Here is a 20,199-nt window from a genome sequence, read left to right on the forward strand (position 1 = left end):
CTCACGCCCGCTCGGGCTCGCCGGCGACGCGCTTGATGTTCGCGCCCAGGCGGTTCAGGTTCTCCACGAAGTGCGGGTAGCCGCGGTCGATGTGGAAGACGTCCCAGACCTCGGTGACGCCGTCCGCGCACAGGCCGGCCAGCACCAGGCCCGCGCCCGCGCGGATGTCGGAGGCCCAGACCGGGGCGCTCGACAGCTGGGGGACGCCGCGGACCACCGCGTGGTGGCCGTCCGTGCGGGCGTCGCCCGAGAGGCGGACCATCTCCTCGATGAAGCGGAAGCGCGCCTCGTAGACGTTCTCCGTGATCATCGACGTGCCCTCGGACACCGCCGACAGCGCCACCGCGAAGGGCTGCAGGTCGGTCGCGAAGCCGGGGTACGGCAGCGTCACCCAGTCGACCGCCTTCGGGCGCTCCGGCTGCACCACGCGGAAGCCCTTGTCGCCGAACGTCTCGACCTCGGCGCCGGCCAGCTCCAGCTTGTTCAGGACCAGGTCGAGGTGGTGCGGGTTGACGCCGCGGACGGTGATGTCGCCGCGGGTCATCGAGGCGGCGAACGCCCAGGTCGCGCCGACGATCCGGTCGCCGATCACGCTGTGCTCGGTCGGGTGCAGCTTCTCGACGCCGTGGACGGTGAGCGTCGACGTTCCGGCGCCCTCGATCTTCGCGCCCATCTCGATGAGCATCGTGCAGATGTCGGCGATCTCGGGCTCGCGCGCGCAGTTGTCGATGACCGTGGTGCCCTCGGCCAGCACGGCCGCCATCAGGATGTTCTCGGTCGCGCCGACGCTCGGGAAGTCCAGCCAGATCTGCGCGCCGACCAGCGTCTCGGCCTTCGCGACGACGCAGCCGTGCTCGATCGTGCTCGTCGCGCCCAGCTTGCGCAGGCCGTTCTGGTGCATGTCCAGCGGGCGCGAGCCGATCGCGTCGCCGCCCGGCAGCGCCACCACGGCCTGCTTCAGCCGGCCGACCAGGGGCCCCAGCACGCAGACGGACGCGCGCAGCTTGCCCATCGCGGCCGAGTCCGCGCGGTGCGACAGCTCGGCCGGCGTCGTGATGGTGGCGGTGTCGCCTTCGATGACGACCTCGCAGCCGACGCTCCGCAGCACGTCGCCCATCAGCGGGACGTCGAGGATCTGCGGGCAGTTCGTGATGGTCGTGGTGCCCTCCGCGAGGAGGGCGGCGGCCATCAGCTTCAGCACGCTGTTCTTGGCGCCGACCACGTCGACCTCGCCGACCAGCCGGGCTCCGCCATGCACGTCGAAGTGCTCGCTCATGGCCGCCAATCATGCCCTCTCGCCCGGATTCGGCCCGGGCGGGGGCCGCTATGGTGGGTTCATGGTCGTTCGCATCAACCGCGTCTACACGAAGGTCGGCGACAACGGCACGACCGCGCTCGGCGACGGGTCCCGCGTGCCCAAGACGTCCGCCCGGCTGGGCGCGTACGCGGACACCGACGAGACGAACTCGGTGCTGGGCCTCGCCATCGCCGTCGGGCAGCTGAGCGGCGAAGTCGCGGACGTCCTGCGTGTGGTGCAGAACGATCTCTTCGACGTCGGCGCCGACCTGTGCCTGCCGATCTCCGACGACCCGCCGTACCCGCCGCTGCGGATCACGGAGAAGTACGTCGAGCGGCTCGAGGGCTGGTGCGACGAGTTCAACGAGCGCCTGCCGAAGCTGACGTCGTTCATCCTGCCGGGCGGCACGCCGGGCGCGGCCTTCCTGCACCAGGCGCGCACGGTGTCCCGCCGCGCGGAGCGGAGCGCGTGGGCGCTGTACGAGGCCGAGCCGGAGACGACGAACCCGATCGCGGTGAAGTACCTGAACCGGCTGTCGGACCTGCTGTTCATCCTCGCCCGGCTGGCGAACCCCGAGGGTGACGTGCTGTGGCAGCCGGGCGGGCAGCCCTAGATCCCCCAGCTCTCCCGCAGCGCCCCCAGCGCCTGGTGGAAGCCGGGGAACGTCTTCTTCACGCAGTCCGGGTCGTCGAGCGTGATGCCGTCGACCAGCAGGCCCGTGATGCTGAACGCCATCGCGATGCGGTGGTCGCGGCGGCACTTGACCAGCGCGCCGGTGGGCGCGCCCGGCCGGATCTCGATCCAGTCCCGGCCCGTCTCGACCTCGATGCCCAGCGCACGCAGGTTCTCCTCGCACGCGTCGAGGCGGTCGCACTCCTTGATGCGGGTGTTGTAGACGTCCTCGATGCGCACCGGCCCGGACGCGAACGGCGCGATCGCCGCCAGCGTCGGGACGGTGTCCGAGATGTCGCGCATGTTCACCGTGATCCCGCGCAGGCCGCCCGAGGGGCCCGCGACCGTCACCGAGTCCTCGGCCAGCTCGACGTGCGCGCCCATCTGCGCCAGGACATCGACGAAGCGCACGTCGCCCTGCAGCGCGGCCGAGCCGAGCCCCGGGACGGTCACCGTGCGGCCGGTGACGGCCGCCGCCGCGAGGAAGTAGCTCGCCGTGGACGCGTCGGGCTCGACCGGGTACTCGCAGGCCTGGTAAGGCGCCGGCGGGACGACGAACGTCTTCCCCTCGCGCCGGACGTCCACGCCGAAGCGGCGCATCATTTCGAGCGTGATCTCGACGTAGGGCACCGACACCAGGTCGGTCACCGTGATCCGCAGCCCCTCCGCGGTCAGCGGCCCGAGCAGCAGCAACGCGGTCAGGAACTGCGAGGACAGTCCCGCGTCGAGGGTCAGCTCGCCGCCCTTGACGCCGTCCGCGCGGACCGTCAGCGGGTGGTGCCCGGGCTCGCCCTCGAAGGACAGGTCGACGCCCAGCTCCTGCAGCGCGTCGGTCAGCGGCCCGAGCGGGCGCCGGCGCATCTGGTCGGAGGCGTCGAAGCGGAACGTCCCGGTGCCGGCCGCGGCCAGGGCGGGGAGGAACCGGGCGGTGGTGGCGCCGTCGCGGCAGAAGACGTCCGCCTCGGCGACCCCGGGGCCCGAAGGACGGCCCTCGATGGTCCACGCGCCCGGCTGCCGGTCGACCTGGTAGCCGAGCTTGACGAGCCCCTCGGCAAAGCCCTCGGTGTCGTCCGAGTGCAGCGGACGGCCGAGGGTCGTGGTGCCGTGCGCGGCGGCGGCCAGGAACAGGCCGCGGGCGGTGACGGACTTGGAGCCGGGGATCTCGACGAGGGTCACGAACCCCAGTTTAGTGCGGCTGGATCTCGGCCATCGGGCCCCAGTCGGAGGCGTCCTGGACGTTGATGATCCGCGGGTTGTCGCTGATGTAGGCGCCCAGGTTTTCGACGGCCCACTTGAAGTGGTCGGACCCGACGTGCGCGACGGCCGCGTCCTGGCCGTCGAAGCCCTCGACCAGCACGTACGTGTTCTTGTCCTCGAGGCTGCGGGACCATTCGAAGAACCGGTTGCCGTCTTCGGCGCGGGTGTTCCGGGTGTAGTCGGCGACGATTTCCGGCCACGCTTCGGCGTGCTCGGGCTTGACCGGGAACTTGACCACGATGAGGATCATGCGCTCAACCGTAAGCCAAAAAAGCGGCCGCAGCTGTCCCACTTTGAGACAGCACAGCGAGACCGGGTCAGGAGGCTCGCGGGAGGCGTCGCCCGGGCGGGGCGGACTCCAGCCAGGAGAGGAACCCGGTGAGCGCGCCCGGCCCCATGGCGATCTCGATCGCTTCCTGGGTCTCGGACTCACAGCGCAGCACCGTCGAGCCTTCGGGAACGGCGTAGGCCTCGCTCCCGGACGGGTCGCGCCGGTCGGCGATCTGCATGCTTTCGCGCTGGAAGACGCGGTCCGGGCCGGTCCGCAGGCTCCACACGCGGTACCAGACGAACTCATCGCCCTCGTAGCGGCCCAGCCCCAGGTGCCAGCTGGACCGCGCGGCGTCCGGACGCCACCGCAGCGCGACGCTGACGCCCCCGCCGCGACGCATCCGGATCCACCGCTGGCCGTACCAGGCGGCCAGCACGGCGAGCACGATCAGGAGCCCGACTACGACCACGGTGATCTTCACGGCCCGGCTCCTGCCCGTCTCCCGCTCAGGCCGACTGACCTGCCGCGCGGAGCTGGGCCGTGGCCCTCGTCCGCTCGGTCTCGTCGTCGGCGCTCAATGCCGCCTTCGCCGCGTCGACGTCGATCTCGTCGGACAGTTCGGCGCTCTCGGCGAGGATGCTGACCCCGGTGCCGGTGACCGACAGGAACCCGCCGTGCACGGCCGCGCAGACCGTCTCACCGTCGGTGGTCGTCACCTTGACCACGCCACCCTCGACGAGCTGCCCGAGCACGGGTTCGTGGCCGGCCATGATGCCGATCTCACCCTCGGTGGTCTGGGCCACCACGAAAGTGGCGGTACCCGACCAGAGACGGCGCTCGACGGCCACCAGCTCCACGGACATCTCAGCCACGTAGCACTCCTTAGCTCGGGGTGTTACTCCCGAGTGTAATAGGTCTGACTCAAGCTATGAGAACGGCGGGGGCGCGAGTCCACAATGGACACTGCCCCCGCCGCGCTCAGGACGTCACTTCTTGGTGATTTCCTTGTACTTCTTCTCGAGGTCTTCGAGGCCACCGATACCCAGGAACGCCTGCTCCGGGTAGTGGTCGAAGTCACCCTTGGTGATGCGGTCGAACGACTCGATGGTCTCCGACAGCGGCACCGTCGAGCCCGGGATCTGCGTGAACGCCTCGGCGACCAGCATGTTCTGCGACAGGAACCGCTCGATGCGGCGCGCGCGCTGAACGGTCAGCTTGTCCTCTTCCGAGAGCTCGTCCATACCGAGGATCGCGATGATGTCCTGCAGTTCCTTGTACTTCTGCAGGATCCGGATGACCTCGGAAGCCACGCGGTAGTGGTCCTCACCGACGATGGCCGGGTCGAGGATCGTCGACGTCGACGCCAGCGGGTCCACCGCCGGGAAGATGCCCTTCTGGAACACCGACCGGGAGAGCTCGGTGGTGGCGTCCAGGTGGGCGAACGTCGCGGCCGGGGCCGGGTCGGTGTAGTCGTCCGCGGGGACGTAGATCGCCTGCATCGAGGTGATCGACCGGCCTCGGGTCGAGGTGATCCGCTCCTGCAGCTGCCCCATCTCGTCGGCCAGCGTCGGCTGGTAACCCACGGCGGACGGCATGCGGCCCAGCAGGGTCGACACCTCCGAGCCGGCCTGGGTGAACCGGAAGATGTTGTCGATGAACAGCAGCACGTCCTGGTTCTGGACGTCGCGGAAGTACTCCGCCATGGTCAGCGCGGACAGCGCGACCCGCATGCGGGTGCCCGGCGGCTCGTCCATCTGGCCGAAGATCAGGGCGGTGTCGTTGATGACGCCGTCCTCGGACATCTCCAGGAAGAGGTCGTTGCCCTCACGGGTGCGCTCGCCGACGCCGGCGAACACCGAGGTACCACCGAAGTTCCGGGCGACGCGGGTGATCATCTCCTTGATGAGCACCGTCTTGCCGACGCCGGCACCGCCGAACAGGCCGATCTTGCCACCCTGGACGTACGGGGTGAGCAGGTCGACGACCTTGAGGCCGGTCTCCAGCATCTCGGTCTTGCCCTCGAGCTGGTCGAAGGACGGCGCACTGCGGTGGATGCCCCAGCGCTCGAGGTCATCGCCGTAGCCGGGCTCGTCGAGGCACTCGCCGAGCGCGTTGTAGACGTGACCCTTGACCTTGTCGCCGACCGGGACCGTGATCGGGCCGCCGGTGTCGGTGACCTCGGCGCCGCGCACCAGGCCGTCCTGCGGCTGCAGGGAGATGGTGCGGACGAGGTTGTCACCCAGGTGGCTGGCGACCTCGAGGGTGACCGTCTTGCGCAGCTGCTCGAACTCGATCTCGACCTTGAGCGCGTTGAACTGGTCGGGCACGGAACCGCGCGGGAACTCGACGTCGACGACCGGCCCGGTCACCGAGACGATGCGCCCCTTGGCGCGCGGGGCTTCAGTACTGGTCATCAATCATCACTTCCTGCTGCGGTGAGCGCGTTCGCGCCACCGACGATTTCGGAGATCTCCTGGGTGATCTGCGCCTGGCGGGCCTGGTTCATCTCCCGCGTCAGGTTCCCCACCAGCTCGTTCGCGTTGTCCGAAGCGGCCTTCATCGCGGTCCGGCGGGCGGCCAGCTCGGACGCCGCGGACTCGAGGAGGGCCGCGTAGAGCCGCGTGTTGATGTACTTCGGCAGGAGCGCGTCCAGCAGCTTGTCGGCACTCGGCTCGAACTCGTAGCTGGGGAGCAGCCCGGCGGGCTTCTCCTCTTCTCCCTCGGAGTACTCGACCTCCAGCGGCGCGACGCGCTTGGCCGTCGGCCGCTGGGTCAGCATCGACACGAACTCGGTGTAGACGATGTGGATCTCGTCGACACCCGTGATGCCGTCGGCGTTGCCGTGCTCGTCGTCGACGCCCCGCATGAACGACTCGACCAGGGCGTCGCCGGCCGCGACCGCGTTCGCGTAGCCCGGCTGGTCGGAGAAGCCCGTCCAGCCGTCCACGACCTCGCGGCCCCGGAACCGGTAGTAGTTCAGCCCCTTGTTGCCGGTGACGTAGACCTCGGGCTCCTTGCCCTCCTCGCGGAGGAGGGCGAGCAGCTCTTCGGTCGCACGCAGCACGTTGGAGTTGTAGCCACCGCACTGGCCCTTGTCACTGGTCACGACCAGGACCGCGGCCCGCTTCGGGTTCGGGCGCTCGACCAGCATGGGGTGGTCGAGCGTGGTGGCCGCGCCGGCCAGCGCCGAGAGCACCTTGGTGATCTCGTCGGCGTACGGCCGGGAAGCGGCAACCCGCGCCCGCGCCTTGGTGATGCGCGCGGTGGCGATGAGCTCCATCGCCTTGGTGATCTTGCCGATCGACTTGGTCGCCTTGATGCGCGACCGGAGTTCCCGGAGTTGTGCGGCCATGAGCTACCAGCTCACTTCTTCGGGGCGGGCTTGTTGACCTTGACGGTCTCCTGCCCGACCTTGTCGGATTCCATGGCGTCCGCGTTCTCCTGGAGCGGCTTGCCCTCGGAGGTGGTGAACTCCTTCTTGAACTCGTTCACCGCGGCGACCAGCTTGTCGGCCGTCTCGTCCTCGAACTTCCCGGAGTCGCGGATCGCGCCCAGGATGTCGTCGTGCTTGCGACGGGCCGAGTCGAGGAACTCGTGGTTGAAGCGGCGGACGTCCTCGGTCGGGACCGAGTCGTAGTGGCCGTTCGTGCCGAGCCACACCGTGCAGACCTGCTCCTCGACCGGGATCGGCGAGTACTGCGGCTGCTTGAGCACCTCGTACAGGCGGGCACCACGCTCGAGCTGCGCCTTCGACGCGTCGTCGAGGTCCGAGGCGAAGGCCGCGAAGGCCTCCAGCTCGCGGTACTGCGACAGGTCGATGCGGAGCGAGCCGGAGACCGACTTCATCGCCTTGACCTGCGCGGCACCACCCACGCGGGACACCGAGATGCCCACGTCGATGGCCGGGCGCTGACCGGCGTTGAAGAGGTCCGACTGGAAGAAGCACTGGCCGTCGGTGATCGAGATGACGTTGGTCGGGATGTAGGCCGACACGTCGTTCGCCTTGGTCTCGATGATCGGGAGACCGGTCAGCGAGCCGGCGCCCAGCTCGTCCGACAGCTTCGCGCAGCGCTCCAGCAGGCGGGAGTGCAAGTAGAAGACGTCGCCGGGGAACGCCTCGCGGCCCGGCGGGCGGCGCAGCAGCAGCGAGATCGCGCGGTAGGCGTCGGCCTGCTTGGTCAGGTCGTCGAACACGATGAGGACGTGCTTGCCCTCGTACATCCAGTGCTGGCCGATGGCCGAGCCGGTGTACGGCGCGATCCACTTGAAGCCGGCGGAGTCCGACGCGGGGGCCGCGACGATGGTGGTGTACTCCATCGCGCCCGAGTCCTCGAGGGACTTCTTGACCGCGGCGATCGTCGAGCCCTTCTGGCCGACGGCGACGTAGATGCAGCGGACCTGCTTCTTCGGGTCGCCGGTCTCCCAGTTGGCCTTCTGGTTGATGATCGTGTCCACGGCGACGGCGGTCTTGCCCGTCTTGCGGTCACCGATGATCAGCTGGCGCTGGCCGCGCCCGATCGGCGTCATCGCGTCGATGGCGGTGATGCCGGTCTGCAGCGGCTCCGACACCGGCTGGCGCTCGACCACCGAAGCGGCCTTCAGCTCCAGCGCGCGGCGGTCGGTGGTCTCGATCTCGCCGAGGCCGTCGATCGCCTGGCCCAGCGGGTTGACGACGCGGCCGAGGTAGCCGTCGCCGACCGGCACCGACAGGACCTGTCCGGTGCGCTTGACCTGCTGGCCCTCTTCGATGCTTTCGAAGTCACCGAGGATCGCGGCACCGATGGAGCGCGCGTCCAGGTTCAGTGCGACGCCCAGGACGCCGCCGGGGAACTCGAGCAGCTCGTTGGCCATGGCCGAGGGAAGGCCTTCGACGTGGGCGATGCCGTCACCCGCGTCGATCACGACGCCAACTTCTTCCCGGCTCACGTCCGGGGCGTAACTCGAGACGTAGTTCTCGATCGCGCTACGGATCTCATCCGAGGAGATCGTCAGCTCGGCCATGTCTTTCCCGCTCTCGCTTCGTTCTTGCCAGTATGCAAAGTCTTGTGTGACCTGGGGCTATGCCCGGGCCAGCCGCCTGCGCAGCGCCGCCAGCTGCCCCGCCGCGCTCCCGTCGATGACCTCGTCGCCGACGCGGACGACGAGCCCGCCGCCGAGCCGGGGGTCGACCTCGACGTGCAGCGCGATCGGCCGCCCGTAGAGGGCGTCGAGCTTCGCGCCCAGCTGAGCGGTCTGCTCGTCGGACAGGGCGTTCGCGCTGGTCACGTAGGCGACCGAGCGCTGGCGCCGCTCCGCGGCCAGCTTGACCAGCTTGTCGAGCCCGACGCCGACGCCGCGGCCCTTGGCCCGGCGCACGACCTGCTCGACGAGGGTCTCGGTGACCACGTCCACCTTGTCGGCGAACAGCCCGCGCACCAGCGTGCGCTTCGCTTCGGCGGAACCGGTCAGGTCCGACAGCGCCTTCTCGAGCTCGGGGTGGTTGGCCACGACCCGCGCGACCTGGAAGAGCTGGGATTCGACGGCGTCGACGTTCCCGGTCTTCTCCGCCGAGGTGAGCAGGGCCGAGCGACCGAGCGACTCGAGGCCGTCGGTCAGCTCACGGGGGCTGGACCAGCGGCTGCCCGCCACGGAGTCGAGCACCTTCAGGGCCGGTTCGGACAGCTTGCCGTCGAACAGCCGGCGCACCAGCCCGGTGCGCGCCTCCGGCGTCGCCGAGGCGTCGCTCACCGCCCGGCGCAGGCCGATCTCCCGGTCCAGCAGGTCGACGACCGAGAGCAGCTCGTCGCCGACCGTGGCGGCATCGGCTCCCGCATCGGCCAGAACCTCGCCGAGGCGTTCCTCGGCGAGGCCGAGCGCTTCACGGCTCGCAGCATGCAGCGTCATCGTTGGTCTACTTCCCCGCTCCGTTGGAGGCACCGGCGGTCTCCAGCTCCGCCAGGAACCGGTCGACGGTGCCGCGGCGGCGCGCCTCGTCCTCGAGCGACTCGCCGACGATGCGGCTGGCCAGCTCGACGGCGTTGCGGCCCATGTCGGCCCGCAGCTCGGCGATGATCTGCGCCTTCTGGGCCTGCAGCTGGGCCTGCCCCTGGGCGACGATGCGCTGGGACTCGGCCTCGGCCTCGGCCCGCAGCTCCGCCTTGATCTGCTCGGCTTCGAGCCGGGCGTCGTCACGGATCTTCGCGGCCTCGGTGCGGGCCTCGGCCAGCTGCGCCTTGTACTTGGCCAGCGCTTCCTCGGCCTCGGCCTGGGCCTTCTCGGCCTTCTCGATGCCACCCTCGATCTTCTGCGCACGCTCTTCGTACGCGGCCTCGAAGCGAGGGACGACGTACTTCTTGAGGATGAACAGCAGGATGAGGAAGGCGACGATGCCGAGGATCAGCTCCGAGATGTCGGGGATGATCGGGTTGTGCGTTTCGCCCTCTGCGGCGAGGACCAAGGCACTGTTCAGCACGGCGTCTCCTTAAAGCGATGAGCCGAAACTCAGGCGGCGGAGGCGATGAAGTAGATGACGATGCCGATCAGGGCGAGCACCTCGGTAAGCACGAAGGTCGAGAAGCCGATGCCCTGCAGCTTGCCCTGCGCCTCCGGCTGACGCGCGGTGCCGTTGATGACGGCCGCGAAGATCAGGCCCACGCCGATGCCCGGGCCGATCGCGCCCAGGCCGTAACCGATGGCCGCGAGGCCGGCGTTGAGGTTGACCTGCTCCGCGGCGGCCTGGGCCAGAACGATGTTGCTCACGTGCATTTCCCTTCACTTCGGTCCACGCGCTCGCGTGGATCGGGGGCTTGTGTTCTCAGTGCTCCGACGCCAGCGCGGCGCCGATGTACCCAGCCGACAGCAGGGCGAAGATGTAGGCCTGCAGCACCTGGATGAAGGCCTCGAGGAAGGTCATGCCGATGGCGAAGATCCACGCCACCAGCGAGACCGGCTTCAGCGCCCAGCCCGACGTCTCGGTCAGCAGGAAGGTGCCGCCGAGCGTGAACACCGCCAGGATCAGGTGACCCGCGAACATGGCGGCGAAAACACGGATGGCGAGCGTCAGCGGGTTGAGGAAGAACTTCTCCGCGAACTCGATCAGCGAGAAGAGCGGCAGCACCGCCTTGGGAACGCCCGGCGGGGCGAGTTCCTTCTTGAAGTAGCCGGCGAAGCCGTGCCGCTTGAACCCGACGAAGTGGTAGACCGGGTACACGACGAGGACCGACAGGGCGACCGGGAAGCCGAATCGCGCCATGGTCGGGAACTGCAGGACGGGGATGATCCCGTAGAGGTTGTTCACCAGTACGAAGGTGAACAGTGCGAAAACGAGGGGGACGAACGACTTGAAGTCCTTCGAACCGATCTGCTCGCGCGCGATGTTGTTGCGGCTGAAGTCGTAGATCGACTCGGCGACGAACTGCCCCTTGCTCGGAACGACCTTGAGCTTGCGGGTCGCCAGCAGGAAGTACGTCGCGATGATGACCACCGAAAGCACGACGAGCAGCATCGGCTTGGTGACCCCGCCGAACAACGCCGGCAACTCGAAGCTTTCGGCGCCGGGCGGCGCGAATACCGCACCCTCGGCCAAAACCAGCGCGCCCACTGGGCTCCTTCCGGTTCTCCCGGCCGGCGTTCACTCCGCCGGGGGAATCGTCACGATCTGGACTTAACGTACCCGATACGTATCGGGACGTCGGAGGCGGCTACCCCACTGTCCGCAGAACACGCCTTCACGTTCTGCACACGGGGTTCTCTCGCGTGAACACTGCCCTGCGGTCTACTTCGGACCAGCGGCTGACGAGGCGGAACTACACGGTCGCCACACTGCTGATCGCGGTTCGTCTTAGGGAGTGCGCGGCCGAGCCGCCACCCTTGACGCGGACCATACCAGCAGGTCAATCAGTGCCGTACACGCGTACTCCATACCCACCGATCAGCCCAGGACTTAGGTCCCGGGTCCACCAGGGACCGAGGTCCGGACCGGTCCGGGACCCGCTCCGGAACAGCCCAGTTGACGGGTCCCGGACCGGCACCTGACCGACAGGCCGTGTGGTGCCGGTCACACTCGCGTGGCCGCGCCGGAGTTCACCCAGCGTAACGGAACTGTCCGGCAAAACGGACGGGGTCAGGAGGGGATGATCGTCGGGATCTTGGTCTTGCGGAAGGCCGCGAACTCGGCCGCGGCGGCCAGCAGGATGGCGACGATCATGGTGATGCCGAGCGAAAGCGGGTGCAGCGCGGTGACGCCCTTGAGCAGCGTCAGCGCGCCGAACAGCAGGACGATCTTCACGACGTACCCGCCGAGCGCGATGACCATGACGAACATCGGGTCCTGGCCCGCGCTGAACTTCATGAGGCCCAGCGTCGACAGCGAGGCGATCATCGCGAGCGCGCCGCCGACGAGCGAGCCGAGGAAGCCGTGCAGCCCGAAGAGCACGCTGAACAGCACGATGCACACCAGCACGGCGGGCGGGGTGATCAGCAGCGAGGCCTTCGTCATCGCGCGGGCCGCCTGCAGCACCACCTTGGCGTGCGGGTTCTCCTGGTCCTGCGTTTCGGTCTCGCTCACAGCTGACTCCCTGCTCGGTTCGGCACCGAGTGTAGAGAACCCCGCCGGTCAGGTGCCCGGCTGGTTGCGCGAGCGCAGCCTCGGCACGATCGAAACCACCACCGCGAACACCAGCCCGGCGCCGATGATCCACAGCGCCGCGGCGTCGTCGAACAGCGTGACCGACACCGCGCCGAACGCCAGGATCCCCGCCCACAAGTAGATCAGCAGGACCGCGCGGCGCTGGGAATGGCCGATCTCCAGCAGGCGGTGGTGCAGGTGCATCTTGTCGGCCGCGAACGGGCTTTCGCCGCGGCGCGTGCGCCGGACGACCGCCATGATCAGGTCCAGCAGCGGCACGAACAGCACCGCCGCCACGACCACGAGCGGCGACAGCAGCGCGATCGCGTCCTTGCCGCTGAACTGCGGGTACGGCACGCGGCCGGACGCCGACGTCGTCGCGCCCGCGAGCATCAGGCCGATCATCATCGAGCCCGAGTCGCCCATGAATATCTTCGCCGGTTGGAAGTTGTACGGCAGGAACCCCAGGCACGCTCCCGCGAGCGTCGCCGCGATCAGGGCCGGCGGGTACGTGCCGACGTCGCCGCCGGAGCTGTCCAGCAGGCCCAGCGAAAACGCGCACGTCGCCGCCGCCGCGATGAAGCCGAGGCCACCGGCCAGGCCGTCGAGGCCGTCGACGAAGTTCATCGCGTTGACCATCACCACGACCATCACGACCGTCAGCAGCGCGCCCTGGTTCTTGTCGAGCACCAGCACCGAGCCGAACGAGTCGCCGCTGCCGCCCCACGGCACCCAGAACGACACCCACTGCACGCCGAAGATGACCAGGATCCCGGCGCACATCACCTGGCCGGCCAGCTTCGTCCAGGCGTCCAGCTCGAACCGGTCGTCGAGCGCGCCGATCAGCGAGATCACGCCCGCCGCGAGCAGCACGCCGACCGAGTCGAACGAGGCGTCGAACCCGTGCGACAGCGCGGGCAGCTGGTGGGCGAGGCCCATCGCGCCGGCGACGCCGAGGAAGATCCCGATCCCGCCCATCCGCGGGATCGGGGCGACGTGGACGTCGCGCGCCCGCGGGTTGGCGATCGCGCCGACGCGGATGGCGAGCCGGCGGACGAGGCCGGTGAGCAGGTAGGTCACGGCCGTCGCGGTCAGCGCGACGAGGATGTATTCCCGGATGGGGAGGAGACCGGATGTGGGCGGCACGGGTGCGTCACGCTCGCGGGGTCGGGGTCACCCGCGACACGCTATCGTGCCGCGGCTGGGACCTTGATCCGGCTTCAGGCCAACGATTCCGCGGGCACACCGAGCACCTCCGCGACCGCCGTCTTCGAGACCGAACCCTCGCGCAGCACCACCGGTTCGGTACCCGTGAGGTCCACAATGGTCGACGCGACGGGCTCGCCGCTCGACCCGCCGTCGAGGTACACCGCGACCGAGTCGCCGAGCTGCTCCTGCGCCTCCTGCGCGGTGCTCGCCGGCGGCCGCCCGGAGACGTTCGCGCTCGACACGGCCATCGGGCCGACGTCGCGCAGCAGCTCCAGCGCCACCGGGTGCAGCGGCATCCGGAGCATCACGGTGCCGCGGGCGTCGCCGAGGTTCCACTGCAGGCTCGGCGCGTGCGGCAGCACGATGGACAGGTCACCGGGCCAGAAGGCTTCGATGAGCGCGCGCGCCTGCGGCGGGACGCCGAGCACCAGGCCGTCCACAGTGGACCAGGACCCGACGAGCACGCCGACCGGCATGTCCGGGCCGCGGTTCTTCGCGCGCAGCAGCGCCTGGACGGCGCCGGCGTCGAACGCGTCGGCACCGATGCCGTAGACCGTGTCGGTCGGCAGGACGACCAGCCTGCTCGACCGCACCGCACCCGCCGCGGCGGCCAGCCCGTCGGCCCGGGTGTCGCGCTTGCTGCAGTCGTAGACCACGCTCATGGCGCCCAAGGGTAGTCCCGCCGCCGGAGGCGACGTCCGCCGCGTCACACCCCGCGCCGCCGGGGGCGCCCCCGTCTTCCACGCTACCGGCGAGCACCGACAGTTCCCGGCGCTCGCGGTGCCCGCGGCCGGAGTTGTCCACAGCGCCTCCCGCCCGGGTCCCGGCTCGGCGCGCCCGGCCCGCCCGTGCCCTGCCGCCGTGAACGACTCGTTCACCGCGCCGGACGACGTGAAAGGGTCGTTCATGACATCCGGCCGAGTGCCTGACAACCGGCCAGACTTTCGTCGTGGGGCAAGCGGGTAAACCTCGCCGCGAGGCAGAACTCCGGCAGCGCGGCTCAATACGGTCGATCACCGGGAACCGCCGACCCCCGTGGGTTCCCAGTGAAGGAGCCGCAGATGCGTTCCAGAACCCCGAAGGCGCTCGCCCTGCTCGCCGCGGCCGCCGTGCTGACCGGGCTCGGCGCGGGCACCGCCGCGGCCGAGCCGCTCACCCGCGGCTGGCCCGCCCCCATCGACTCCGCGCGATGGGAGAACCAGGACCACATGACCTGGTCCGACTACAAGAAGGTCCCCGGCACGAACTGGGCCGACCCCGCCCTCAAGCCGACGCAGCGCACGTTCAAGGGCGCCGTCGTGCTCGCCGACTACCCGGACCAGGACTTCGTCGTCACGAAGCCGGCCAACTCGACGATCTTCGGCAACCCCGGCCCCGCCGCCGCGAACATCCCGCGGGCCGGCGTCGCGCAGTACTACCAGGACTTCCTCAACAAGCCCGAGGCGCTCAACAACGGGCACACCATCAACGAGTACTGGATGGAGGACTCCGGCGGCCGCTTCGGCGTGCAGCTGACCGCGTTCGGGCCGTACCGGATGCCCGGGAAGTCCTACGAGTACGGCATGGAGTTCCAGCCGTCCGCCTGCCCGCCGAGCGCGAACTGCGACCGCGACATCCGCAAGGACGCCGGGGACGCGTGGCGCGCCGACGTCGGTGACACGGCGAACCAGTTCGACTTCGTCTTCTACCTCTCCGCCGGCCAGGACGAGAGCTCGACCTGGCAGGAGTTCGGCGAGATGAAGTTCGGCACCAAGGAGAACGTGCCGGACGCGTTCGGCCCGCCGAACCACGACCTGCCCAACTACGCGGCGACGCGGTACGTGCCGTGGACGTCGTGGGCGTCGGCCGCCAGCATCTGGCCGAACGCCGAGAACGGCAGCTCGGTGCAGGCCGAGAGCTCGGGCCAGTCGACCTACGCGCACGAGTTCAGCCACATCCTCGGCATCGGCGACAACTACAACAACCCGTTCGGCATCCCGCCGTGGCGCGACTACTCCGGGGCCTGGGAGATGCTGTCGCGCGGCACGTTCAACGGACCCGGCGGCCCGCACACGCGCTGGCAGATCCCGGCGACGCAGGGCAGCTCGATGGGTGCCCAGCACATGCTGCGCAACAAGCTGAAGCTCGGCATCGTCGACCCCGCCGACGTCCTGCAGCTCGACCGCGCCGAGCTGGCGTCGTCGGGGCCGGTGTCGGCGCGGATCACCGCGCGCGAAGCGGAAGCGCAGCCGGGCGCGTTCACCGGGCTGAACATCAAGCTGACCGGCGGCGACAAGACCCCGAAGTGCGACCGGGCGACGGACCCGTTCTGCGACGGCGGCGGCTACGACAACTACACCGTCGAGGTCGTCGACCGGATGGGCGCGGACTCCTTCGCGCCGGACTCCGGGGTGCTGATCGCGAAGACGAAGAACAAGGACGCGGCGCCGTTCGAGTGGGTGATCGACGCGAACCCGCAGGACATCGGCATCACCGACTACACGAAGCCGGACGGCACGCCGGTGAAGATCACCATCGGCGACTACCGGCAGCTCAACGACGCCCTGTTCAAGGCCGGCACGGAGGCGGCGAGCCCGTACGAGTACACCGACCAGGCCAACCGGCTGCGGTTCCTGATCACCGACCTCGCGCGGGACCGCCGCGGGATCCTGTCGTACACGGTCACGGTCGCTTCGCTGGACGGCTCGGGCAGCCAGGCGCGCGGCACCGCGGTGACCCCGGCCCCGCCGGCGTTCGCCCGCGGCGGCCTCGCGACCTGCGACTTCGGCCTGCTCAACACGGGTTCGGCGCGGGGCGCGAAGGCGCCGTACGACACGGACACGTACCGGCTGAGCGTGTCGACGGACGCGCGCGGCTGGGAGGTCCGCCTCCCGAACGAGCTGACGACGGCGAAGTTCGGCGGCCACGTGAAGGTCCCGGCGTACGCGAAGCGCGGCCAGGGCGCCGACCTCGCGGCCCGGGTGAAGCTGACGGCGACCTCGGTGAGCGACCCGTCGAAGACGGCGTCGGCGAGCTGCACGGCGTTCGGCTTCTAGCCCCGGCGGGGTGAACGCCGCGAATGACTCATTCGGGACCGCTGAGGTCCCGAATGAGTCATTCGCGACCTCCCGGGCCAGACGCGCACCCGGAACTGTCGGTGCCCGCCGGTAGCGTGGAAAACGGGGGGCGCCCCCAGGCCGGGGCGGTCAGCCGGCGTCCGGCGCACCTCGGCCGCCGAGTCGGGCGGGTCCGGCCCAAGCCCTCAGCCCAGCCGGCGCGCGGTGACGAACCGGGCCCGGCCGGTCAGGTCCGCGTGGTCCTCGACCCCCGTCAGCACGCGCCGCGCACGCACCAGCGCCGGCACCGCCGAGCCGTGCGTGTCGTCGTGCTCGATGGCCAGGCCGCCGCCGGGGCGGAGCAGGCGGGCGCCCGCCGCGATCGCGTGGCGGATCACCGCCAGGCCGCTCTCCTCGGCGAACACCGCGCGCGGCGGGTCGTGCTCGGCGACCTCCGGGGGCACCGGCGTGCCCTCCGGGACGTACGGCGGGTTGCACAGCACCAGGTCGACCAGGCCGTCGAGCTCGGCGAACATCGTCGGGTCGCTGATGTCACCCGAGTACAGCCGGATCGGGGTGTTGCCGGCGTCGGCGTGGACGTCCGCGTTGTGCCGGGCCCAGGCCAGCGCCTGCGGGTCGACGTCCACCGCGTAGACGACCGCGTCCGGCCGTGCGTGCGCGACCGCAAGTGCCAGTGCGGCCGACCCGGTGCACAGGTCCACCACCACCGGGAACTCGCGGCCCTGCAGGAACTTGACGCCCCACTCGAGCAGCAGCTCGGTCTCCGGCCGCGGCACGAACACCCCGGCGCCGACCGCGACGGTGATCTCGCCGAGCGCCGCCCAGCCGGTCAGGTACTGCAGCGGGATCCGCTTCGCGCGCTGCTGGACCAGCTGGCCGATGGCCTCGATGACCGGCGGGTCGACCAGTGGCACCATCGGCAGCCGCCCGCGTTCGACCCCGAGCACGTGCGCCGCGATCACCTCGGCGTCGAACCGCGGCGAGGCGACGCCGGCGCGCTCGAGGATCCGGGTGGCCTCGATGATGGCCAGGCGCAGCGGCTGCCGATTCACTCGTCGTCCTTCACCTCGTCAAGCCTGGCACACCAGGCGGAACTCCCCCGTGAGGACACGCGCCGGTCCTACGCCGTCCAGCGTATCGAGGCACCCTCAGCGCTCGTCGGACAAGTACCCGGCCAGCTCGCCGCGCCGCCGCTGGAGCGCGCTGATCCGGTCGTCCAGCGCGCTCAGCTCGCGGTGCAGCAGGCCGGCGAGCTCCGGGCACAGGTCGAGGTGCGCCTCCTCGCCGCTCGCGCACTGCAGCGCCGAGGAGATCACCCCGGTGTTCAGCCCCGCCGCGAGCAGGCGGCGGATCTGCCGGACCCGGACGACGGCGCCCTCCTCGTAGGCGCGGTAGCCGTTGCCGTCGCGCGACGCCGCCAGCAGCCCCTGCTCCTCGTAGTAGCGCAGCAGCCGCGTGCTGACGCCGGTGCGTTCCGCGAGCTCGCCGATCCGCAACTCCCACCCCCTGAACGGTTGACCTTCACACCGATGTGAATGCCTAACGTCGCCGTCATGACCGAACATTTCCCGGACCTCGAAGTCGTCCTGCCGAACGAGCAGCCGGACGTCGGGCCCGCCCGGATCGCCGAACTCGCCCGCCGCGCCGAAGAGCTCGGGTTCCGCGCCGCCTGGCTGCCCGACCACCTGATCCCGCCCGGCCCCTTCGGGGAGGTGTTCGGCGGGGTCCACGAGCCGCTGGTCACCCTCGCCCACCTCGCCGCCGTGACCAGCCGGATCCGGCTCGGGACGGCGGTGCTGATCCTGCCGCTGCGGGAGCCGTTCGCACTGGCCAAGCAGGCCGCGACGCTGGCGAGGCTGTCCGGTGACCGGTTCGACCTCGGGGTCGGCGCCGGCTGGAACGAGCCGGAGTTCGCCGAGGTCGGCGTCGACTTCGCCACCCGCGGCAAGCGGACCGACGCGTCCCTGGACCTGCTCGCCGAGCTGTTCCGGACCGGCCGCGGCCCCGGCGGCGGGTACTTCGAGCCGCGGCCGGCGCGGCCGGTGCCCCTGACCGTCGGCGGCAACTCCGCGGCGGCGCTGCGCCGGGCCGTGCGGGTCGGCGCGGGCTGGTTCAGCGCCGGGCTGTCCCCCGCCGAGGTCGGCGAGCGCGCCGGGAAGCTCACGGCCATGACAAACGGCCAAGAAACACGGGTCACCGCCAGAATGGATTGGGACGGGACCGATCTCGACTCCGCGACCGCGCGATTCCGCGCGTATATCCTGGCGGGGGCGGACGCGGTGGCCGTCCACTTCGGCCCGGCGGAGACCTTCGAACAGCGGATGACCGCGTTCGCCGAGGCCGTCGCCGGACCCTAGGATGCCCGAGACGCCGACCCACGGGAGCGCCAGTGCCGACCGAGCCGACCACGCGCCGCCGGGTCGCGTTCGTCTTCCCGATCTACAACGAGGAAGCGAACATCGACCTGCTGCACCGCACGGTCGACGACGTCACCGCTCCCCTGGCGGAGCGGTACGACTTCAGCTTCCTCTACGTCGACGACGGCAGCCGGGACGGTTCGCTGGACCGGCTGGCCGAGCTGTCGGCCCGCGACGCGCGGGTCACCGTCGTGGAGCTCTCCCGCAACTTCGGGCACCAGATGGCCGTGACCGCCGGGCTGGACCTGGTCGACGCGGACGCCGTCATCATCATGGACAGCGACCTGCAGGACCCGCCGCGGGTGGCGCTCGAACTGCTCGAGAAGTGGGAAGAGGGCTACGACGTCGTCTACGCGCAGCGCCGGTCGAGGCGGGATTCGCCGTTCAAGCGGTACACGGCGAGCGCGTTCTACTGGTTCCTGCGGAAGATGGCCGCGGTCGACATCCCGAAGAACACCGGGGACTTCCGGCTGATCGACCGCAAGGTCGTCGACGAACTGCGCAAGTACCGCGAACGCGACCGGTTCCTGCGCGGGCTGGTCAGCTACGTCGGGTTCCGCCAGACCGCGGTGCTGTTCGACCGCGACAAGCGCCACGCGGGCGTCACCGGCTACCCGCTGACGAAGATGCTGCGCTTCGCCGCGGACGGCATCCTCGGGTTCTCGACGACGCCGCTGCGGATGATCACGCGGATGGGGTACCTGATCTCGCTGCTGAGCTTCCTCGGTGTGCTCTACGTCGTAGGAGTGAAGCTGTTCGCGCCGGAGACGGCGGTGCCGGGCTGGGCGTTCATCACCATCGCGATGTTCTTCCTCGGCGGCATCCAGATCATCATGCTCGGCGTCCTCGGCAGCTACATCGGCCGCACGTACTCGCAGGTCCAGAACCGGCCGCTGTACACGGTGGCGTCGGTGCGCACCGGCCTTCCCGAACCCGCCGGAGCGGACGAGAACCGCAGGAGCGCCGCCCGATGAGGATCATCACTTCGACACAGCTGCGCTTCGGCATCGTCGGGATCGGCAACACGCTGGTCGACGCGCTGGGCTACGCGCTGCTGATCACGCTGGGCGTGCCGGTGTTCGTCGCGAACTTCCTCTCGACGACGGCCGGCATGCTCCTGTCGTTCACACTGAACCGGAACTTCACCTTCCGGGCGAAGGACGGCGACGTCCGCCGCCAGGCGCTGCTGTTCTTCGGCGTGACGGCGTTCGGGCTCTGGGTGGTCCAGTTCGGCGTCATCTGGCTGGTCGGCCGGCTGTTCCCGGGCGTCAACGTGCTGGTGCCGAAGGGCGCGGCGATCGTCGTCGGCCTGTTCTGGAACTACCTCCTCTACCACTACGTGGTGTTCCGGCACCGGCCGGTTTCGCCCGTTCCCGGTGCAGCACCCGCCGACTCTGCGTGATCTCGTACGCTGT

22 protein-coding genes are annotated in these 20,199 nt (G+C 70.0%); 5 read left to right on the forward strand and 17 right to left on the reverse strand.

From position 1 onward, the window contains the following. Position 1 precedes the first annotated feature (1 nt). Positions 2-1,276 carry a UDP-N-acetylglucosamine 1-carboxyvinyltransferase gene (gene murA, locus AB5J73_RS03740; RefSeq protein ID WP_370968154.1) on the reverse strand — a complete coding sequence of 425 codons (1,275 nt, stop codon included), beginning with the start codon at positions 1,274-1,276 and terminating at the stop codon, positions 2-4. A gap of 61 nt (positions 1,277-1,337) precedes the next feature. Here murA and AB5J73_RS03745 point away from each other — a divergent pair, with 61 nt between their 5' ends. After that, on the forward strand, positions 1,338-1,910 hold the full coding sequence (locus AB5J73_RS03745) for a cob(I)yrinic acid a,c-diamide adenosyltransferase (protein ID WP_370968156.1): 573 nt from the start codon (positions 1,338-1,340) through the stop codon (positions 1,908-1,910). Here the strand turns inward: AB5J73_RS03745 and aroA are convergent. From aroA to AB5J73_RS03815, 14 genes are all read right to left on the reverse strand, one after another. Continuing rightward, a complete protein-coding gene (gene aroA, locus AB5J73_RS03750) occupies positions 1,907-3,145 on the reverse strand; it encodes a 3-phosphoshikimate 1-carboxyvinyltransferase (RefSeq protein WP_370968158.1) in 1,239 nt (412 codons plus the stop codon). The genes AB5J73_RS03745 and aroA overlap by 4 nt on opposite strands. A 10-nt stretch (positions 3,146-3,155) precedes the next feature. Then, positions 3,156-3,476, reverse strand: coding sequence for a putative quinol monooxygenase (locus AB5J73_RS03755; RefSeq protein WP_370968160.1), 321 nt, complete (start codon positions 3,474-3,476; stop codon positions 3,156-3,158). A 67-nt stretch (positions 3,477-3,543) separates the two neighbouring features. Further along, entirely contained in the window at positions 3,544-3,978 is a 435-nt protein-coding gene (locus AB5J73_RS03760) for a DUF2550 domain-containing protein (RefSeq protein ID WP_125312947.1), read from the reverse strand. 25 nt (positions 3,979-4,003) lie between these two features. After that, positions 4,004-4,369: a F0F1 ATP synthase subunit epsilon gene (locus AB5J73_RS03765; protein ID WP_125312946.1), complete on the reverse strand. Its 366-nt coding sequence runs from the start codon at positions 4,367-4,369 to the stop codon at positions 4,004-4,006. 114 nt (positions 4,370-4,483) lie between these two features. Further along, positions 4,484-5,911, reverse strand: a complete 1,428-nt coding sequence (atpD, locus tag AB5J73_RS03770) for a F0F1 ATP synthase subunit beta (RefSeq protein ID WP_370968163.1) — start codon at positions 5,909-5,911, stop codon at positions 4,484-4,486. Continuing rightward, positions 5,911-6,849 carry a F0F1 ATP synthase subunit gamma gene (locus AB5J73_RS03775; RefSeq protein WP_370968165.1) on the reverse strand — a complete coding sequence of 313 codons (939 nt, stop codon included), beginning with the start codon at positions 6,847-6,849 and terminating at the stop codon, positions 5,911-5,913. Before AB5J73_RS03775 ends, atpD begins: the two co-directional genes overlap by 1 nt. 11 nt (positions 6,850-6,860) lie before the next feature. Further along, on the reverse strand, positions 6,861-8,498 hold the full coding sequence (atpA, locus tag AB5J73_RS03780; protein ID WP_370968167.1) for a F0F1 ATP synthase subunit alpha: 1,638 nt from the start codon (positions 8,496-8,498) through the stop codon (positions 6,861-6,863). 57 nt (positions 8,499-8,555) lie between these two features. Continuing rightward, the gene (locus AB5J73_RS03785; RefSeq protein WP_370968169.1) at positions 8,556-9,380 is read right to left on the reverse strand and encodes a F0F1 ATP synthase subunit delta; all 825 of its coding nucleotides are present in this window, start codon (positions 9,378-9,380) and stop codon (positions 8,556-8,558) included. A 7-nt stretch (positions 9,381-9,387) separates the two neighbouring features. Then, positions 9,388-9,948, reverse strand: coding sequence for a F0F1 ATP synthase subunit B (locus AB5J73_RS03790; protein ID WP_086861262.1), 561 nt, complete (start codon positions 9,946-9,948; stop codon positions 9,388-9,390). Between the two features lie 29 nt (positions 9,949-9,977). Then, on the reverse strand, positions 9,978-10,235 hold the full coding sequence (locus AB5J73_RS03795) for an ATP F0F1 synthase subunit C (protein WP_160696687.1): 258 nt from the start codon (positions 10,233-10,235) through the stop codon (positions 9,978-9,980). A 55-nt stretch (positions 10,236-10,290) separates the two neighbouring features. Continuing rightward, positions 10,291-11,076, reverse strand: a complete 786-nt coding sequence (gene atpB, locus AB5J73_RS03800; protein WP_370968172.1) for a F0F1 ATP synthase subunit A — start codon at positions 11,074-11,076, stop codon at positions 10,291-10,293. 522 nt (positions 11,077-11,598) lie between these two features. Then, positions 11,599-12,042 (reverse strand): hypothetical protein, encoded by a 444-nt coding sequence (locus AB5J73_RS03805; RefSeq protein WP_370968174.1) that lies wholly within the window; start codon positions 12,040-12,042, stop codon positions 11,599-11,601. A 48-nt stretch (positions 12,043-12,090) separates the two neighbouring features. Beyond that, the gene (locus tag AB5J73_RS03810; RefSeq protein WP_370968176.1) at positions 12,091-13,248 is read right to left on the reverse strand and encodes a glycosyltransferase family 4 protein; all 1,158 of its coding nucleotides are present in this window, start codon (positions 13,246-13,248) and stop codon (positions 12,091-12,093) included. Between the two features lie 74 nt (positions 13,249-13,322). Continuing rightward, entirely contained in the window at positions 13,323-13,973 is a 651-nt protein-coding gene (locus AB5J73_RS03815; protein WP_086861254.1) for an L-threonylcarbamoyladenylate synthase, read from the reverse strand. A gap of 399 nt (positions 13,974-14,372) precedes the next feature. Here AB5J73_RS03815 and AB5J73_RS03820 point away from each other — a divergent pair, with 399 nt between their 5' ends. Next, the gene (locus AB5J73_RS03820) at positions 14,373-16,346 is read left to right on the forward strand and encodes a M6 family metalloprotease domain-containing protein (protein WP_370968178.1); all 1,974 of its coding nucleotides are present in this window, start codon (positions 14,373-14,375) and stop codon (positions 16,344-16,346) included. Between the two features lie 206 nt (positions 16,347-16,552). On the opposite strand, the gene prmC is transcribed toward AB5J73_RS03820, so the two are convergent. Further along, the gene (gene prmC / locus AB5J73_RS03825; protein ID WP_086861252.1) at positions 16,553-17,419 is read right to left on the reverse strand and encodes a peptide chain release factor N(5)-glutamine methyltransferase; all 867 of its coding nucleotides are present in this window, start codon (positions 17,417-17,419) and stop codon (positions 16,553-16,555) included. A gap of 96 nt (positions 17,420-17,515) precedes the next feature. Beyond that, on the reverse strand, positions 17,516-17,863 hold the full coding sequence (locus tag AB5J73_RS03830; protein ID WP_370968180.1) for a MerR family transcriptional regulator: 348 nt from the start codon (positions 17,861-17,863) through the stop codon (positions 17,516-17,518). A 57-nt stretch (positions 17,864-17,920) separates the two neighbouring features. Here AB5J73_RS03830 and AB5J73_RS03835 point away from each other — a divergent pair, with 57 nt between their 5' ends. Genes AB5J73_RS03835 through AB5J73_RS03845 form a run of 3 tightly spaced genes read left to right on the forward strand, consistent with a single transcriptional unit; the run spans position 17,921 to position 20,186 of the window. After that, a complete protein-coding gene (locus tag AB5J73_RS03835; RefSeq protein ID WP_370968182.1) occupies positions 17,921-18,724 on the forward strand; it encodes a TIGR03619 family F420-dependent LLM class oxidoreductase in 804 nt (267 codons plus the stop codon). 32 nt (positions 18,725-18,756) lie between these two features. Further along, positions 18,757-19,758, forward strand: a complete 1,002-nt coding sequence (locus AB5J73_RS03840) for a glycosyltransferase family 2 protein (protein WP_370968184.1) — start codon at positions 18,757-18,759, stop codon at positions 19,756-19,758. Then, positions 19,755-20,186 (forward strand): GtrA family protein, encoded by a 432-nt coding sequence (locus AB5J73_RS03845; protein WP_370968186.1) that lies wholly within the window; start codon positions 19,755-19,757, stop codon positions 20,184-20,186. The genes AB5J73_RS03840 and AB5J73_RS03845 overlap by 4 nt, the downstream gene beginning before the upstream one ends. The last annotated feature ends 13 nt before the right edge of the window (positions 20,187-20,199 follow it).

Source organism: Amycolatopsis sp. cg9 (assembly GCF_041346945.1).
Classification (GTDB): domain Bacteria; phylum Actinomycetota; class Actinomycetes; order Mycobacteriales; family Pseudonocardiaceae; genus Amycolatopsis.

Bases quoted from the DNA above. Each gene is read 5' to 3' on its own strand.
- murA (WP_370968154.1), bottom strand. From the start codon at position 1,276: ATGAGCGAGCACTTCGACGTGCATGGCGGAGCCCGGCTGGTCGGCGAG.
- AB5J73_RS03745 (WP_370968156.1), top strand. From the start codon at position 1,338: ATGGTCGTTCGCATCAACCGCGTCTACACGAAGGTCGGCGACAACGGC.
- AB5J73_RS03755 (WP_370968160.1), bottom strand. From the start codon at position 3,476: ATGATCCTCATCGTGGTCAAGTTCCCGGTCAAGCCCGAGCACGCCGAA.
- atpD (WP_370968163.1), bottom strand. From the start codon at position 5,911: ATGACCAGTACTGAAGCCCCGCGCGCCAAGGGGCGCATCGTCTCGGTG.
- AB5J73_RS03775 (WP_370968165.1), bottom strand. From the start codon at position 6,849: ATGGCCGCACAACTCCGGGAACTCCGGTCGCGCATCAAGGCGACCAAG.
- atpA (WP_370968167.1), bottom strand. From the start codon at position 8,498: ATGGCCGAGCTGACGATCTCCTCGGATGAGATCCGTAGCGCGATCGAG.
- AB5J73_RS03785 (WP_370968169.1), bottom strand. From the start codon at position 9,380: ATGACGCTGCATGCTGCGAGCCGTGAAGCGCTCGGCCTCGCCGAGGAA.
- AB5J73_RS03815 (WP_086861254.1), bottom strand. From the start codon at position 13,973: ATGAGCGTGGTCTACGACTGCAGCAAGCGCGACACCCGGGCCGACGGG.
- AB5J73_RS03820 (WP_370968178.1), top strand. From the start codon at position 14,373: ATGCGTTCCAGAACCCCGAAGGCGCTCGCCCTGCTCGCCGCGGCCGCC.
- AB5J73_RS03835 (WP_370968182.1), top strand. From the start codon at position 17,921: ATGACCGAACATTTCCCGGACCTCGAAGTCGTCCTGCCGAACGAGCAG.
- AB5J73_RS03845 (WP_370968186.1), top strand. From the start codon at position 19,755: ATGAGGATCATCACTTCGACACAGCTGCGCTTCGGCATCGTCGGGATC.